16 protein-coding genes are annotated in these 15,408 nt (G+C 63.7%); 10 read left to right on the top strand and 6 right to left on the bottom strand.

Annotated features, from left to right (window positions below; all coding sequences use genetic code 11):
* Positions 1 to 19 precede the first annotated feature (19 nt).
* The 6 genes from EEB15_RS14750 to EEB15_RS14775 are packed head-to-tail and all read right to left on the bottom strand — an operon-like array spanning position 20 to position 7,712.
* A complete protein-coding gene (locus tag EEB15_RS14750; protein WP_158290113.1) occupies positions 20 to 4,612 on the bottom strand; it encodes a PilC/PilY family type IV pilus protein in 4,593 nt (1,530 codons plus the stop codon).
* Between the two features lie 11 nt (positions 4,613 to 4,623).
* Positions 4,624 to 5,160, bottom strand: coding sequence for a hypothetical protein (locus EEB15_RS14755; RefSeq protein WP_141510621.1), 537 nt, complete (start codon positions 5,158 to 5,160; stop codon positions 4,624 to 4,626).
* The gene (locus tag EEB15_RS14760; protein WP_141510622.1) at positions 5,157 to 6,248 is read right to left on the bottom strand and encodes a PilW family protein; all 1,092 of its coding nucleotides are present in this window, start codon (positions 6,246 to 6,248) and stop codon (positions 5,157 to 5,159) included. The genes EEB15_RS14755 and EEB15_RS14760 overlap by 4 nt, the downstream gene beginning before the upstream one ends.
* On the bottom strand, positions 6,245 to 6,817 hold the full coding sequence (gene pilV, locus EEB15_RS14765; RefSeq protein WP_141510623.1) for a type IV pilus modification protein PilV: 573 nt from the start codon (positions 6,815 to 6,817) through the stop codon (positions 6,245 to 6,247). The genes EEB15_RS14760 and pilV overlap by 4 nt, the downstream gene beginning before the upstream one ends.
* On the bottom strand, positions 6,814 to 7,266 hold the full coding sequence (locus EEB15_RS14770; RefSeq protein WP_158290116.1) for a GspH/FimT family pseudopilin: 453 nt from the start codon (positions 7,264 to 7,266) through the stop codon (positions 6,814 to 6,816). Before EEB15_RS14770 ends, pilV begins: the two co-directional genes overlap by 4 nt.
* A 5-nt stretch (positions 7,267 to 7,271) precedes the next feature.
* Positions 7,272 to 7,712, bottom strand: a complete 441-nt coding sequence (locus EEB15_RS14775) for a type IV pilin protein (protein WP_255466331.1) — start codon at positions 7,710 to 7,712, stop codon at positions 7,272 to 7,274.
* Positions 7,713 to 7,868: 156 nt separating this feature from the next.
* Between EEB15_RS14775 and ribD the strand changes: the two genes are divergently transcribed.
* Genes ribD through tolA form a run of 10 tightly spaced genes read left to right on the top strand, consistent with a single transcriptional unit; the run spans position 7,869 to position 15,391 of the window.
* A complete protein-coding gene (gene ribD, locus EEB15_RS14780) occupies positions 7,869 to 8,957 on the top strand; it encodes a bifunctional diaminohydroxyphosphoribosylaminopyrimidine deaminase/5-amino-6-(5-phosphoribosylamino)uracil reductase RibD (protein WP_233259488.1) in 1,089 nt (362 codons plus the stop codon).
* 15 nt (positions 8,958 to 8,972) lie between these two features.
* A complete protein-coding gene (locus EEB15_RS14785; RefSeq protein WP_141510626.1) occupies positions 8,973 to 9,614 on the top strand; it encodes a riboflavin synthase in 642 nt (213 codons plus the stop codon).
* Positions 9,611 to 10,750: a bifunctional 3,4-dihydroxy-2-butanone-4-phosphate synthase/GTP cyclohydrolase II gene (gene ribBA, locus EEB15_RS14790; protein ID WP_141510627.1), complete on the top strand. Its 1,140-nt coding sequence runs from the start codon at positions 9,611 to 9,613 to the stop codon at positions 10,748 to 10,750. The genes EEB15_RS14785 and ribBA overlap by 4 nt, the downstream gene beginning before the upstream one ends.
* Before the next feature lie 20 nt (positions 10,751 to 10,770).
* A complete protein-coding gene (gene ribH, locus EEB15_RS14795) occupies positions 10,771 to 11,235 on the top strand; it encodes a 6,7-dimethyl-8-ribityllumazine synthase (RefSeq protein ID WP_141510628.1) in 465 nt (154 codons plus the stop codon).
* Positions 11,232 to 11,759, top strand: a complete 528-nt coding sequence (nusB, locus tag EEB15_RS14800; protein WP_141510629.1) for a transcription antitermination factor NusB — start codon at positions 11,232 to 11,234, stop codon at positions 11,757 to 11,759. The genes ribH and nusB overlap by 4 nt, the downstream gene beginning before the upstream one ends.
* Before the next feature lie 53 nt (positions 11,760 to 11,812).
* The gene (locus EEB15_RS14805; RefSeq protein WP_370283607.1) at positions 11,813 to 12,952 is read left to right on the top strand and encodes a pyridoxal phosphate-dependent aminotransferase; all 1,140 of its coding nucleotides are present in this window, start codon (positions 11,813 to 11,815) and stop codon (positions 12,950 to 12,952) included.
* Between the two features lie 5 nt (positions 12,953 to 12,957).
* Entirely contained in the window at positions 12,958 to 13,356 is a 399-nt protein-coding gene (ybgC, locus tag EEB15_RS14810) for a tol-pal system-associated acyl-CoA thioesterase (RefSeq protein WP_141510631.1), read from the top strand.
* On the top strand, positions 13,353 to 14,048 hold the full coding sequence (gene tolQ / locus EEB15_RS14815) for a protein TolQ (protein ID WP_141510632.1): 696 nt from the start codon (positions 13,353 to 13,355) through the stop codon (positions 14,046 to 14,048). The genes ybgC and tolQ overlap by 4 nt, the downstream gene beginning before the upstream one ends.
* A gap of 2 nt (positions 14,049 to 14,050) precedes the next feature.
* Positions 14,051 to 14,476: a biopolymer transporter ExbD gene (locus EEB15_RS14820; RefSeq protein WP_141510633.1), complete on the top strand. Its 426-nt coding sequence runs from the start codon at positions 14,051 to 14,053 to the stop codon at positions 14,474 to 14,476.
* 6 nt (positions 14,477 to 14,482) lie between these two features.
* Positions 14,483 to 15,391, top strand: a complete 909-nt coding sequence (gene tolA / locus EEB15_RS14825) for a cell envelope integrity protein TolA (RefSeq protein ID WP_141510634.1) — start codon at positions 14,483 to 14,485, stop codon at positions 15,389 to 15,391.
* The last annotated feature ends 17 nt before the right edge of the window (positions 15,392 to 15,408 follow it).

Raw genomic sequence — 15,408 nt, forward strand, 5'->3', positions numbered from 1 at the left:
ACGGTGGCGCCTGCGAATCTCATTTCTTGTACCAGTACGTACGCTTCAAATTCGCGGGAATGGTGACGAGCGGCGTGCAGTTCTGCAGCGAGGCATTGCCGGCACAGCTGGTCGGAACGTCGTCGGGCGTTCCCGGGGGGTTCGGCAGGCCGCATCCGATACAGAAGCGCTCCTCGTTCGTTACCTCCCCCCCCCCTACGGTCGTCGTAATGCTCACCAAACCCGCCACCGGACTCGGCGGAAGGCCCCCTCCCGATAGAACGTTGGTCGACGACTCACCCGTGAACGGACTCACAGCGTAGGCACGCGCGGTTCCGAGATTCGCGGCGCAGGTCGCAGACGAGTCGGAAGGCTGGTTCGTCGAGAAGAAGACGCTACCGTTGACCACGAGGGGCGCATTGACACCCTTCTCACCCGTAAGGAAATTCATCTTGAAGCCGTGGTTGCCAGTTGTTGGAACCCACTCGACATTTCCGCCGGCGGTCGCGTCAAGCGTTGCCGGCGTCACGCCGCTGGTCAAGAAGGTAGCGGGACCCACTGCCGTAGTCTTGTCCATGACCATGAAGAACTTGTCTTCCGTGAAATGCGCGGAACTGGTGTTGCTGCTCTTGAGCGGATGCTCCCGGTCGCCCGAGACCATCGAGATCGCGTCATAGGAGCCCGTCACACCCGATACCTTGATGCTCAGTACCGCAGGCGGGAAGAAGAATTTCCGTGGCGTCGTACCTGGAGAGCATTCTCCCGCACTGCAGCCGAGCGCAGCAATCTTGGTCACGGCCCAATTGGCGCGGCTCGCGGCCGCCACGTCAATGCGCCAGATGTTTCCACCCAGGTCGCCAACGTAGAGCTTGTCCGTATAGCCATCGCTGTTGCGATCGACGAATGCGACGTCCGAAGGTATGGCGTACTTCATGTCGGGCACCTGCAAGCACGTGTCCGACGTAGTGCACGACGGCGTCGCGGACCAGATCAGCGCGCCGGTCACAGCGTTGACAATATAGATCCCACGCCCCATGGTGTCCGTCCCAGGGGGTTCGCTGTCCTGGTTAGGGTCGTAGCCCGCGCCGAAAATCAGCACCGGCGTCGTCCTGTATCCGCTTGACTGCAGCAAGGTGAAGCGCGGACGCGACCACGTCTGACCTAACTCCTCGAACCCGACGGTTTCCGCATTGATCTTCCACAAGACTTGGGGCGCGGCGGGCGTTGTCACGTCGAGGCCGTAAATGAAACGGCCGCCACGGCGCATCGTAAGATAGATGTACGCGGTATTGATCGTCCCATCGGCATTGAGCTTCTGGTATGCGCCTGTCGGCCCATCGACGAAGTAATCCTTGCTCTCCGCCGATGCCAGCGCCGTGGTCGGGAACTTCAGCTCCGGCGTCGCAAGGCGCTGGCGGTTGATGTAGGAGTAGTGCTCGGGCAGCACCATGCTCCATAGTTCTCCGCCCGCCGGCACCGAGCCGATCGCCGTCGACTGGTTGCCGTTCGTCGCGTGGAACACGCCGTCATTCGTGCCGTAGTACACGACGATCTGGTCGGTGTTGCCGCCGTAGTTGATGACGAGCGGCCGGGAGTGGAGCACGTCGGCGTGAACCGACGGCCGCACCGTCACCGTCCCGCCCGGCCCAAGCTCGTCTCCGTAGTTGTCCGAGCCGCGCAGCCACTTGATGATCGTGTCGCGATCGGGCGCCGTGGTGGCCGAATACACCGACATGCTGGATCCGGATCCCGGCGTCGTGGGCGTGAGCGGGAAGCCACTAAAGCTGAACGTGGAACAAGGTGACGTGCAGGAGATCGTGAAATTCCCGACGTAGGCGGACTCCGTGCCCACCGCCGAGGTGCCGGATTTGACGGCGATGCTCACCGAGTCGCCGTTCGCGAAGGTGCCGGACGAAATCGTCTGGACCGCACTTGCCGAGTTGCTCCCAGCCGAACGCGTGATTGCCCCTGCTGCGATCGAGCCCGTAGACGATGGGACAGAGATCGTCGCCCCGTTGACGCCGACGGTTCCAGGAGAAGTGGGCGAGATAGCGACGCTGTAGGTGAACGTAGTGCACGAAGTGTTGGAAGCGGGCGTGCAGGACATTGCGATGGTCAACGACTGCTTTTTATAGCCATCTTCGTTCGTCGCCGACCCACCGAGCTTTTCGATGTTGACCACGTCACCGTTCGCGAACCAGTTTGAGGGGAACGTGGCCGTGGCTGTGGTGCCGCTCCGCGTCAATGTGACCGTCTTTGGCGTCTGGTCGTTCGTCACCGTTCCGGTGGACGCCGTGGTCCCGGTGTTGCCGACCGGAATAGTGAACTGACTTGAGGAGCCGACCGCAGAGATAGTCCACGTGGCACAACCGGTGCCACCATAGATCGAGACATTCGTGCCGCATGTCTTGACGGATTGACCGAGGTGAAAACCATGCGCCGAGGTCGTGGTGACAATGGCGACCTTGTTGGATCCGTTCCCGCTCGTGGCGATGCCGCTGATGTTGCGTGTCAGCGCGTTGGCATAGGCCGCAGTGTAGGTATTCTGCGCGGGAGTCGGCGGGCTGAGCGTTACACCGTAGGACAGTGTCGTTCCCGACTGCGCCGTGACGGTGAAGGTACCGTTGTACTCCGACTGATTGAACCCTCCGATCGCGACGCTCGATCCCACTGGGAAAGCACTCAAGCTCGAACCACTGGATACCGTAGCTGTGGTGCCGCTGAGCGTGACGTCCGTCAGAATGGTGGACGTCGACGACTTGGACACCGTGTACTGGCCTTGCGACGTCGTGTTCGGGTACTCCGCTGCGATGCTGTAAGTGAACGAGTTGCCGGACGCCGACACGAGCGTAAACGTGCCGTTGTATTCCGACTGGGTGACCCCGCTGATCTGTACCGACGCACCGGCCGACATACCGTGGGTGCCGCTGGTCGTCCCGGTCACCGTGGTGCCGCTACGCGTGATGCTCGTGACTTTCTGGGTCGACGACGTGCCGAATGCCGACGCGGAGATGCTGCCGTTCGTCGTGGAGAAGTCGTTGCTGGTGTGTGTGAGGCTCGCGTTGCAGCTGCTGCCTGCCGGGCAATAGGTATACATGCGCCGCGGATTGGTGCCCGACGTGTTGCTGGCGCCGGCGAAGGTTGCCGTCAGGCCTTCCTTGCGCAGCTGCTGCGCGGCCCCGCCCTTTTCGACCACTTCGCCGTCGGGCGAGTCGAATCCGCTGAGGGGCGTGCCCTTCTGATCGTTCTTGAACATGCCGCCAAGGCTGTCGGGCGAGACGCTGACGGTCTTGGTCGTCCAATAGCTGACCGAAGTCGGTGTGATGAAGCCGGTGCCGGCGGCGCTGATGGCGGAATTGCCTAGGGCATCACCGAGGACCAGGTTGCCGCTGGCGTTCTTGACGAGCTTGAACTGTTTGAGGTTGCCCATCCATCGCGGCGAAGCGCTCGCGTCCGGACGGAACATCCCGAGATAAATCTGGTTCAGGTACGTGCCCTGCGCGTTGACGGAAACCGGTAGCGAGGCCGACGAGAATACGCTGTTCACGGCCTGCACCTCGTTGAGAACTGCATTGAACGCGTCGGTCAGATCGGCCACGCTCGAAGTCAGGAAGAAACTGCCATGGCCTTGCGCCGCCATTGACGACATCATGCCCAGCGTGTCCATGGAGCACTTGTTCGGCGGGCCAAGAATGGCAATCGCATAGCTCGTGATGTTCTGAGTGCCAAAATTGCCGCTCGCCCCGCCGTCGTTCTGGTACATGAAGCGAGCCCATTCGTCCGCCCAGTTGTTGCCTGTGGCAAGCGCGTACGTGGGCGAAGCGGGTGACACGGCATACGGAATTTCGCAGACCGACTGGTTGAATTTCACCGTACCGGTGATGCCCGTTTGCTGTGTGCTGCTGGCGCCCGCGGTGGCCAGCGCGGAGGCACCCGGGCTGGGATTCGCTTCGTTGGCGGGGTTTTTCTGGGTGTTGCTGATGTAAACGATGAAATTTTTCTGGCAACCGCTCTCCAGAAGCGACGGGGAATAGGTCCTGCCGGACAAGCCTGTCCTGCCGGCGTAGTATGCCCACGCCTCCTGCATGGAGGTTGCCTGGGTGGACGAATTCACCTTGATATTGAACCCGTCGGCATCGCTCTGGGCCGTCTTCTTCCAGCCCTTGATGAACGCGATGAGGTTCGCCTTGGCCGCGGCATCCATCAACGTGAGGTTGAGCAGCACGCAGCCACCGATGCCACTCGCCTCGCACGGCTCGTGGTAGCCGCCCTTGGTCTTGTTGGTCGTCGCCTGCGTTTCTCCGAAGTTGTTCGCATTGCTGACCACGAGACCAATCTTCACCTTGCTGTCGCCAAGCGAATTGATCGCGTTGACCAACGCGCACTGGAGAATGCCAGACTCGGCATCCGTCCCCAGCGATGGGGCCTCCGTCGTGCCGGTGTACGCAGAGCACCCTTCCCCATTCGTACTCGAGCTGAAGTTCGCGCCGTTGTCCAGGACGAAAAGGACGTTGGGCACTTCCCCTTCGACCGTGTTCGACACGTAAATGTCCGTGTCTTCGGCGTGGAGGCTGGCCGAATAGCCAACGAGGAGGGTGGCCAGCATCAGGGCCAGCAGTTGGAACTTCTTCATGGTTTTTACTCCTAGCTCGTCGGGCATGCAACTTCGGCACTGACCCGCAGGCCCGCACCTTGCAATACTGTGGTTTTGGCGCCGGTGGATGAATCTCCGATGCTCGCCGAGATGTCCCAGCGCTGGTCTTTGCACGCGGAGGGCCCTTGGGTGATCGTGCCGGTTGCTGTTTCCTGCCCGTCTTTGTCTTGCTGGCCGTAGCACAGCAGGTCGTTCTCGTTGCTCGGATCCAGCGTCGACGTGTCGACGTTCTGCGTGAGCTTGCAGATTGGCTTGGCGACCGTCACGCTGTAGCTCATGCCGCCGGTGGACACGCTCGCGGTTGTGGTGATCATGGCGCTGAGGCTCGAGCCGGCAACGGCTGAAGCAATCACCTTCTCGATTGCAACCTGTGCCGCGGCCCCCGATTCGGCCTGCGTCTGCGCATTGCCGGTGATCTTCAGGTTGATGTTCCCGAACCGGATGGCTGAAACCACGAGCAAGGTCAACACGATGAGCATGATCAGGCTCACCACCAGCGTTATGCCGGACTGCGCGCGACGGCTCACGACGATCTCCTCAGGCTCGGGTTGGCAATCCGCACGGACTGCATGAAAAGGTGGCGTTTGTAGGCGTCGTTGGGGGCTGCCACGGACGCCGTGCCCATGGAATACGCTTTGCCGTCGACGAAGCCGATCGACTTGTCTATGTCGCGCGCGAGGAGGTATATCTTGGCGCTCATCACGTTCTTCCAGGTGTCTGGCGTGGCGAACCCTGTGTTTGCCGCGTTGTAGTCGGCGTCGGGTGCACCGTCGCCGTCCGCGTCGTAGCCATAGTCGATCTGCAGGTTCTCGATGCCTTCGGCGATGGCAACGGTGCTGATTTGCGGGACCCCCGAGGCGACGCCCAGATCCACGCGCTTGAGTGTCGGGATCGTGTCCGCGCTGCCGCCCGTGCACACGTCACACGTCGCGACGTAGTAGATGTGGACGATCAATGGCCGGATCTGCGCGAGCACGCCGCCTTGCGTCACGAGATTGAATGTCGTGGCATTGTCCGCAGACGCACCGGGGGCCAGTGAATAGGCAAACGTCGTTCCGGTTGCACTGGTCAAACCTGTTTGCAGATACATCTGCCCGTTGACGAGGCTGGCCAGCGCGACTGCGTTGGGATCGGCGCGCCGCACCACAAGAATATCCGTGCCCGCCTTCCAGTTCGTAACGCAGCTCAGGTCGCCGGCAGTATAGGTACTCCCATCGTAGCCCTGGATGTATAGGAAGGTTCCTTCCTTTAATCCCTTGCTCGCCGCGTCTTCCGGCGAGTTGACGGTGACGCTGCAGGGGTTGGGCAACGAAGTGAAATCGGCGGCAAACATGCCGGTGGGTGCGTCCGGGTTGATGTAAATTTCCCCCCAATAGCCGGCCATCTGGAGGTCTTCCACCATCGTAGTGATCGAATAGCGCCCGTTCTCGATGAGGCGGCCGGCGCGGTCGATCTCGCCGCGAGCCGCGCTCTGGTTGCCGATCAAGACTGCCATGGCAGCCACGATCACCATGCCAAGCAGGATGGCGACCATGAACTCGATCAGCGTCAAGCCGGCCTGGGCCGATCGATTCGAGAAAGTTTGGAATTGGCGTCGCATGATCGTTCCGTTCACATCAGGACAGTGAGGGCCACGGCACGCCGCGCAGTGTCAGTCGTGTCGCTGTTGTACAACCCCAAGCCGCAAGTGATCCCGCCCGGGGGGGCCGACAAGGCAACACTGCCCTGCCACACGACGCTGACCTGGTAGATGCCGGTCGTCGCGCTCTTAGTGATGCAGCCGCGTGCCTTCGGCACACCACCCACATTCGAGGAGCCACTCTTTTCACCGCTACCTTCCAGCAGTGCGAGCCACTCGCCGATGTCGGTACTGAAACGCGCAGCCTGCGACACGGTCGCCCCCGCACAAGCGCTCGCATCCGGGACTGTGGTCTCGTCGACTCCCAGATAGGTGGCCGTGACATAGCAGTTGGCGGCCCCCTTGTTCACCAACATGCGCGCGACCATGTCCTGCGCGATGAGCAGCGCCTGCTCGCGTTGGAAAGATTCAAGCTGCGCGCGCTGGCTCTGGACCATGACGCCCACGAGGCCGAGGAGCCCGAACATGAGAATCAGAATCGACACAAGAACTTCGATGAGCGTCGCGCCGCTCTGCCCGGGGCGCGAACTTTGCACGTGTTTCATGGACAAGCCCCCGATGCGGTACTGGCAATGCCGGCGGTATCAAGTCGCACGCAGCGCGTGCTGTCCGCCCCCGCAACCTCCCAATTGCTGACAGATGCCGCGGTCGGCCGGCCTGTGCCTTGGAAGATGATCTCAGCAGGCGTCTTTGTGATCGTGATCCCGCTCGTCTGCGCCTGGTTTTGAAGCACCGTTCCACCGGCATTGATCGTGACGTTCCATCCAGTACCCCAGTCGGTGCCGGCCGCAGGCGCTACCTTAACCTGTGCGTTGCGCTTGATCGCCTCGCTGCGTGCGAACAGGAGCGAGGTCGAGACTTCGTAAGAAGCGGACTTCACGCGCTGCTGGGCGATGAAATTCCGGAAAGATGGAACGGCGATGCCCGCAAGGATGCCGATGACGGTCATGACCACGAGCAATTCGATGATGGTGAAGCCGCGCGATGTCCGCATGACCGTCACTTCCAGCAGTTCGCGACCGTGCCGGTCCCGCTCTTGTCTTTGACGCCCGTATTGGTCAACGTGAGCGTCCCGCATTCCGGATCCGAGAAGTTGGTCGTCGGTGTAGCGGTCAGGGTGTAAGTGGGAGGCGTCGCAGCATTCGACGCCGTGATGGTGATCGTGTAGTTGTTCGACACCTCGGTGGGCATCGTAATAGTGGGCGGTGCGCACGCAGCATCGGTCGGATAGCTGAAGTAGCAACGCGTGTTGAGCATCTGTTGCTCCTCCTTGTTGCCGAGTGTCTGCATGAAACTTTGCGCGGCAGTACGCTTGCCCCGCTTCACGTAACTCGAGTAACTGGGAAACGCGACGCTGGCAAGAATGGCGACAATGGCCACGGCAATCATCAGCTCGACGAGCGTGAACCCCCTGCTGCTACTCCTGTTTCTGCTTCCCACGCATTTCCCCTCACGAGCCGCGTTGACTCATGACTGAGCATAGCCGCGCAACTCGGCAGCGACAGCAAAGGGCCGACGGCCGGTCGGGCCGGTCCGCTCAGCGGCGGCCGTTCCAGTGGCGCACAATCCACGCCGATGGATCATCGCAACCCTCAAATGGACCAAGCCCTCGCCATGGCTGCCCGGGCGGTGGGTGTGTCTGAACCCAATCCCCGCGTCGGCTGCGTGATCGTTTCCGCCGACGGTAATCAAGTATTGGGCGAGGGGCACACGCAGCCCGCCGGGCAGGCCCACGCGGAGGTCATGGCGTTGCGGGACGCGGCGGGCAAGGGCAACGTCGTCACAGGTGCCACGGCTTACGTCACCCTGGAACCCTGCTCCCACCACGGCCGCACGGGTCCCTGCTGCGATGCCCTTGCCGCCGCCGGCATCGCCAGGGTCGTGGCCGCCCTGCCCGACCCCAACCCGCTCGTCGCCGGTCAAGGCTTCGCCCGCCTGCGCGCAGCCGGCGTTGCCGTCGAGGTCGGCTCAGGCGCAGCCGAATCCCGCGAGCTCAACATCGGCTTCTTCAGCCGAATGATCCGCGGCATCCCGTGGGTGCGGATGAAAGTCGCCGCCACTCTGGACGGCAAGACCGCCCTGGACAACGGCACCAGCCAGTGGATCACCTCAGAAGCCGCGCGCGCCGACGGCCACGTCTGGCGGGCACGCGCCGGCGCGGTGCTGACCGGCATCGGCACCCTCCTCGAAGACAACCCCCGGCTGGACGTGCGCCTCGCGCCAGTGGGCCGCCAGCCCGACGCCGTGGTGGTCGACAGCCGGCTCGACACCCCGACCGACGCCAATATCTTCTTGCCCGGCCGGCGCCTGTTCATCTATGCGGCGGTGGAGGACGCCAAGCGCCAGGCCGCCCTGGAAGCGCGCGGCGCCATCGTGATCCACACGCCCGGCCCCGGCGGCAAAGTCGACCTGGCCGCCATGCTGCGCGACCTGGCCCAGCGTGAGGTGAACGAATTGCACGTCGAGGCCGGGCACAAACTCAATGGCTCGCTGATCCGCGAGGGGCTGGTCGATGAAATGCTGGTCTACCTGGCGCCCAAACTGGTCGGCCAGGGGCGCGACATGGCCAATTTCGGGCCGCTCGCGGACCTGGGCCAGGCCGTGAATTTCGAATTCGTTTCCAGCGCAATGGTCGGCCCCGACCTGAGGTTGATTGCCCGCATTCCCGGCCGAGACAGGTTCTAGGCGAAAATACGCCCCATGTTCACCGGAATCATTACCGGCGTGGGGCGCATCGCCGCCGTCCACGACCTGGGAAGCTCTTTACAGCACGGCAAGCGGCTCGAAATCGAAGCCCCTGCCGGCTACCTCGACGACGTGGGCCTGGGCGACAGCATCGCACTCAACGGCGCTTGCATGACGGTGACCCAGCTCGACCTGCCCCACCGGCAATTCACCATCGAGATATCGGCCGAATCCCTGGACAAGACAGCCGGGCTGGCGGCAACCGGCCCGATCAACCTCGAAAAGGCCCTGCGCGCGCACGACCGCCTGGGCGGCCACATCGTAGCGGGCCATGTCGACGGCATCGGCACCGTCACGCGCTTCGAGCAGGTTGGCGAAAGCTGGGAGCTGCGCGTACTCGCGCCACGCAGCCTGGCCAAGTACTTGGCCTACAAGGGCTCGATCACCATCAACGGTGTCAGCCTCACCGTCAATTCGACCGTCGATTCGCCCGAGGGCTGCGAAGTCAGCATCAACCTGATCTCCCACACCGTGCAGAACACCGCCCTGGGCCAGCTCAAAGCCGGCAGCCGCGTCAACCTCGAGATCGACCTGATCGCCCGTTACGTCGAGCGCATGCTCACGGCAGACTCCACCCTTTCGAAAGCCAGTGCATGAGCGCGTCCCCCAGCAGTTCCCCCGTTGCCATTTCGCCGGTGGAAGACATCGTTGCCGACATGCGAGCAGGCCGCATCGTCATCCTCGTCGACGAGGAAGATCGTGAGAACGAGGGTGACCTGGTGCTGGCCGCCGAACACGTCACGCCGGAGGCCATCAACTTCATGGCCCGCTACGGCCGGGGCCTGATCTGCCTGACGCTGACGCGCGAGCGCTGCGAGCGCCTGCGCCTGCCGCCCATGGTGGCGCGCAACGGCACGAAGATGGGCACGGCATTCACCGTGTCCATCGAGGCCGCGGAGGGCGTCACCACCGGCATTTCCGCCGCCGACCGCGCGCGCACGGTGCAGGCCGCTGTCGGCAAGACCGCCCGCGCCGAGGACCTGGTGCAACCGGGCCACATCTTCCCGCTGCAGGCTGTCGACGGCGGCGTGCTGATGCGCGCGGGCCATACCGAGGCCGGCTGCGACCTCGCCGCCATGGCCGGGCTGACGCCTGCCGCCGTGATCTGCGAGATCATGAAAGACGATGGCACGATGGCCCGCCTGCCCGACCTGCAAGTGTTCGCTGCCGAACACGGCCTGAAGATCGGCACCATCGCCGACCTGATCGAACACCGCAGCCGCAACGAGTCGCTGGTGGAAATGGTGGGGGCCCGGCCGCTCCACACCGCGTACGGCGAGTTCATGGCACACGCGTTCAAAGACAAGCCGAGCCAGGGGCTCCATCTGGCTTTGGTCAAGGGCGCCTGGTCGCCCGAAGACACGGTGCCGGTGCGTGTGCACGAGCCGATGTCGCTGCTGGATGCGCTGGAGATCGACCGCTCCATGCATTCCTGGAACCTCGACGCCAGCCTGAAGCACATCTCGCGCGAGGGCAAGGGCGTCTGCATCCTGCTCAATTGCGGCGAGGACGCGCAGCAGCTGCTGGCGCAATTCGAAGGCACGGCCCGGGCCGCGCAAGCGCCGGAACGCGGCCGGATGGACTTGCGCACGTACGGCATCGGCGCGCAGATCCTGCGCGAATGCGGCGTGCACAAGATGAACCTGATGGGCAATCCCCGGCGCATGCCCAGCATGGCCGGCTATGGGCTGGAGATCGCGTGCCACATCACGCCCGACCGGCCCGATCAATAAGAACCACACGAAAGAAACACATGTTCGGGGCAGAAAAAGGCAAGGCCGACAAGATGGACGGCAAGGGGCTGTGCATCGGCATCGTCCAGGCGCGCTTCAATGAAAGCATCACCAACGCGCTGGCGCAGGCGTGCCGCGCAGAACTGAATGCGCTGGGCGTCGCCGATGACGACATCGATCACGTCTACGTGCCCGGCGCGCTGGAAGTGCCGATCGCGCTGCAGGCCTTCGCCGAGAAGGGCGGCTACGACGCCCTCGTCGCGCTGGGCTGCATCATCCGCGGCGAGACCTACCACTTCGAGCTGGTGGCCAACGAGTCGGCCGCCGGCGTGACCCGCGTGGCGCTTGATTACCAACTGCCCATCGCCAACGTGATTCTGACGACGGAGAACACCGAGCAGGCCGTGGCCCGCCAGACAGACAAAGGCCGCGACGGCGCCCGCGTCGTCGTCGAAATGTGCAACCTGCTGGATCGTTTGGGATGACCGAAGACAACAAGCCCGATCGCCCGGCCCGCCAAAGCCGCACCGGCCCGACTGCAACCGGCGCACGCAAGGCCTCGGCCAAGTCGGCCCGCAGCCGCGCGCGCGAATTCGCGCTGCAGGCGCTGTACCAGTACATCGTCGGTGGAAACGACGCGCAGGCTATCGACGTGTTCACACGCGACCTCGCGGGCTTCCACAAGGCCGACTCCGTTCATTACGACGCCTTGCTCCACGGCTGCGTGAAAGAGGCGGCCGAACTCGACGCGCTCATCCTTCCGCTGCTCGACCGCAAGATGCAAGAGATCTCGCCCATCGAGCACGGCATCATGTGGATCGGTGCCTACGAGTTTCGGCATTGCGCCGACGTGCCATGGCGCGTGGTGCTCAATGAATGCATCGAGCTGGCGAAGGAATTCGGCGGCACCGACGGCCACAAGTATGTCAACGCGGTGCTCAATGGCCTGGCGCCGCAGTTGCGCACGGCCGAAGTCGAGGCGGACAAGGCGTCCGGCAAAGCCCGATGAGGCCACCGGTGCGTGTCGCCAGCCTGATCGGAAAGATCGAGCCCTTCTACGTGATGGAAGTGGCGAAGGCCGCGGCCAAGCTCGCGCGCGAAGTGGCCGGCACCGACCGCCCGATGATCTTCCTGAACATCGGCGAGCCGGATTTCACCGCGCCGCCGCTGGTGCAGGAAGCAGCTGCTCGTGCCGTGCGCGACGGCCTCACCCAATACACGCAAGCCACGGGCCTGGAGCCGCTGCGCGAGCGCATCAGCCAGTGGTATCGGGACCGCTTCGGCGTCGACATCCCGCCGCGCCGCATCGTCGTCACCGCGGGCGCATCGGCGGCGCTGCAACTCGCCTGCTTGAGCCTCATCGAGCGAGGCGAGCAGATCCTGATGCCGGACCCGAGCTATCCGTGCAACTGCCACTTCGTCACCGTGGCCCAAGGCGAACCGATCCGCTTGCCGGCCACCGCGGCCGAGCGATATCAGCTCACCGCCGCGAAGATCGAAGAACATTGGGGTCCGAAGTCGCGAGGTGTTTTGCTTGCGTCTCCGTCCAACCCCACCGGCACCTCGATTCATCCGGACGAGCTCCGCCGCATCCACAATTTCGTGGGCAACAAGGGCGGCATCACGCTGCTGGACGAGATCTACCTCGGCCTGAGCTACGACGAAACCTTCGGGCACACGGGCCTCGCGATCGACGACCAGGTCATCAGCATCAACAGCTTCTCCAAGTACTTCAACATGACGGGCTGGCGGCTGGGCTGGGTCGTCGCGCCCGAACCGGTGGTGAACGCGATCGAGAAGCTCGGACAGAACCTGTACATCTGCCCCAGCGCCGTGGCGCAGCATGCCGCCCTGGCCTGCTTCGAGCCCGAGAGCCTGGCCGAATACGAGCGGCGGCGCGCCGAATTCAAGGCGCGACGCGACTGGTTCATTCCGCAGCTCGAATCCATCGGTTTGCCGGTGCCTGTGGTTCCCGACGGCGCGTTCTACGCGTGGGCCGATTGCACCGAAGCCTGCCGCCGGTTGGGTGTGAACGACAGCTGGGAATTCACTTTCGAAGTCATGAAGCGCGCTCACGTCGCGGTGACTCCGGGCCGTGATTTCGGAGTCGCCGAGACGCAGAACTTCATCCGCTTTTCCACGGCAAGTTCCATGGCGCATCTGCAGGAAGCAATCGCCCGATTGCGCGCCGTCCTCTGTTGACCCCGATGTTCGAATTCCCCGTCCGCGTCTACTGGGAAGACACCGATGCGGGCGGCATCGTGTTTTACGCCAACTACCTGAAGTTCTTCGAAAGGGCGCGCACCGAGTGGCTGCGCTCGCTCGGCGTCGAGCAGAGTAAGCTGCGGGAAACCTCGGGGGGTATCTTCGTGGTGGGCGAAACGTCGGTTCGCTACCATCGCCCCGCTCGCCTGGACGACGAACTTCTTGTTACGGCCAGCATCCGCGAAGCGGGCCGGGCCTCTCTGATAATTGCCCAGCAGGCTTTGTTGCGCGCCAGTAAAGCCCTGCTGGCCGAAGGAACCATCCGCATCGGCTGGGTCGAAGCACAGAGCCTGAAGCCTGCGAGAATCCCGCCCATCATCCTGGAAGCCCTCAAACAATGAACCAACCCGACCTGTCGATCCTCCAGCTTGTGCTCAATGCCAGCCTGGTGGTGCAGCTTGTCATGGTGCTGCTGGTGGTGGTGTCCGTTGCCAGCTGGGCCGCCATCTTCCGCAAGCTGTTCGCGCTGAAGCGCCTGAACGCGCTCAATGACGATTTTGAAAAGGACTTCTGGTCCGGCACCAGCCTCAACGACCTGTTCGCCGCCGCGGCCCAGAACGCCAAGCTCGCCGGCCCGATGGAGCGCATCTTTGCCTCGGGCATGCGCGAATACCAGAAGCTGCGCGAGCGCCGCGTGAGTGACGCGAGCGCCCTGCTCGACGGTGCGCGGCGCGCCATGCGTGCCAGCTACCAGCGCGAGCTCGATACCGTGGAAACCAACCTCTCGTTCCTCGCCTCGGTGGGCTCGGTGTCGCCGTATGTCGGCCTGTTCGGCACCGTGTGGGGCATCATGCACGCATTCACCGGCCTCGCCAGCCTGCAGACTGTGACACTCGCCACCGTGGCGCCGGGCATCGCGGAGGCGCTGGTCGCCACCGCCATCGGCCTGTTCGCGGCGATCCCGGCCGTCGTCGCCTACAACCGCTTCGCGCGTGACATCGACCGTGTCGCCATCAAGCTGGAGACCTTCATCGAGGAGTTCTCCAACATCTTGCAGCGCAACCTGGGCGCGCACTCCGCCTCGGGCCACTGACCATGCCATCCATGATCACCCGCGGCCGTGGACGCCGCACGATCAGCGAGATCAACATGGTCCCGTTCATCGATGTGATGCTGGTGCTGCTGATCATCTTCATGGTGACGGCGCCCCTGATCGCGCCGAGCGTGATCGACCTGCCAAGCGCCGGCAAGGCGTCGCGACCGCCTGACGTGAAGATGGAAGTGATCATCGGCAAGGACGAATCGCTCGACCTGAAAGTGGCCGACAAGACAGCGCGCCTGCCGCTGGATGCGATCGTCGCCGCCATCATCCAGGCCCAGGCAGGTCAGCCACCGGGTTCCAGCGCGGTGATCATCAGCGCCGACAAGAACGTGCGCTACGAAAATGTGGTCAAGGTGATGTCGTCCCTGCAGCAGGCGGGCGTCCAGCGCGTCGGTCTTTCGGTGCAGCTGGCCAAGTAGCAAGCCATGAACGCCAGCACCGACCGCCTCGAGTTCGCGCCGCCACCGCAGCCCGGCCCGGTGCGGGCCTTCGTGCTGGCGGTCATTGCCCATGTGCTGCTGATGCTGGCCCTCACCTGGGGCATCAGCTGGAATCGCGAATCGGAGAACCAGGCGGCGGAAGCCGAGCTCTGGTCCAGCGTGCCGCAGCAGGCGGCACCGAAGCTCGTGGAAGCGACGCCTACGCCGCCTCCACCGCCTGCTCCTGTGCCAAGGGTTGAAAAGAAGGTGGAAGCGCCTGTCGCCCCTCCCCCGCCGCCCCCAGTGGCGAAGGAGCCCGACATCGCAATCGAACGCGAAAAGAAGAAGCAGCAACTGGCCAAGCAACGCCAGGAAGAGCTCGAGAAGCAGAAAAAGCTCGAAGCGAAACTGGAAGCCAAGAAGAAGCTCGAGGAAGAGAAACGCGAGCAGCTGGCCGAAAAGAAGGAAGCGGAAGAGCGCAAGAAGAAGGAAGAGCTGGCCAAGGCCGCGAAAACGCAGAAGCAGCAACGCGAACAAGACGCGAAGCTCGCCGCGTTGCGGGCGGAGCAGATGCGGCGAATCCAGGGGCTGGCCGGCGCGACCGGCGCGGCGAGTGCCACAGGCACCGCGCAGCGCTCCGCGGGCCCGTCCGACAGCTACGCCGGCCGCGTCCGTGCTCGCGTACGGCCGAACATTGTTTTCAGTGACGACATCTCGGGCAACCCCACCGCCGAAGTGGAAGTGAGATTGGCGCCCGACGGCACCATCACCAACCGCAAGGTGGTGAAGTCCAGCGGCGTGAAGTCCTGGGACGAAGCAGTGCTGCGGGCCTTGGACAAGACCGAAGTCCTGCCGCGCGACGTGGATGGGCGCGTGCCGCCGCACCTCATCATCGAGTTCAAGCCGAAGGGTTGACTCGAGTGGGGTGCCCA

It is taken from the genome of Ramlibacter sp. WS9 (assembly GCF_003797765.1).
Classification (GTDB): Bacteria; Pseudomonadota; Gammaproteobacteria; order Burkholderiales; family Burkholderiaceae_C; genus Ramlibacter.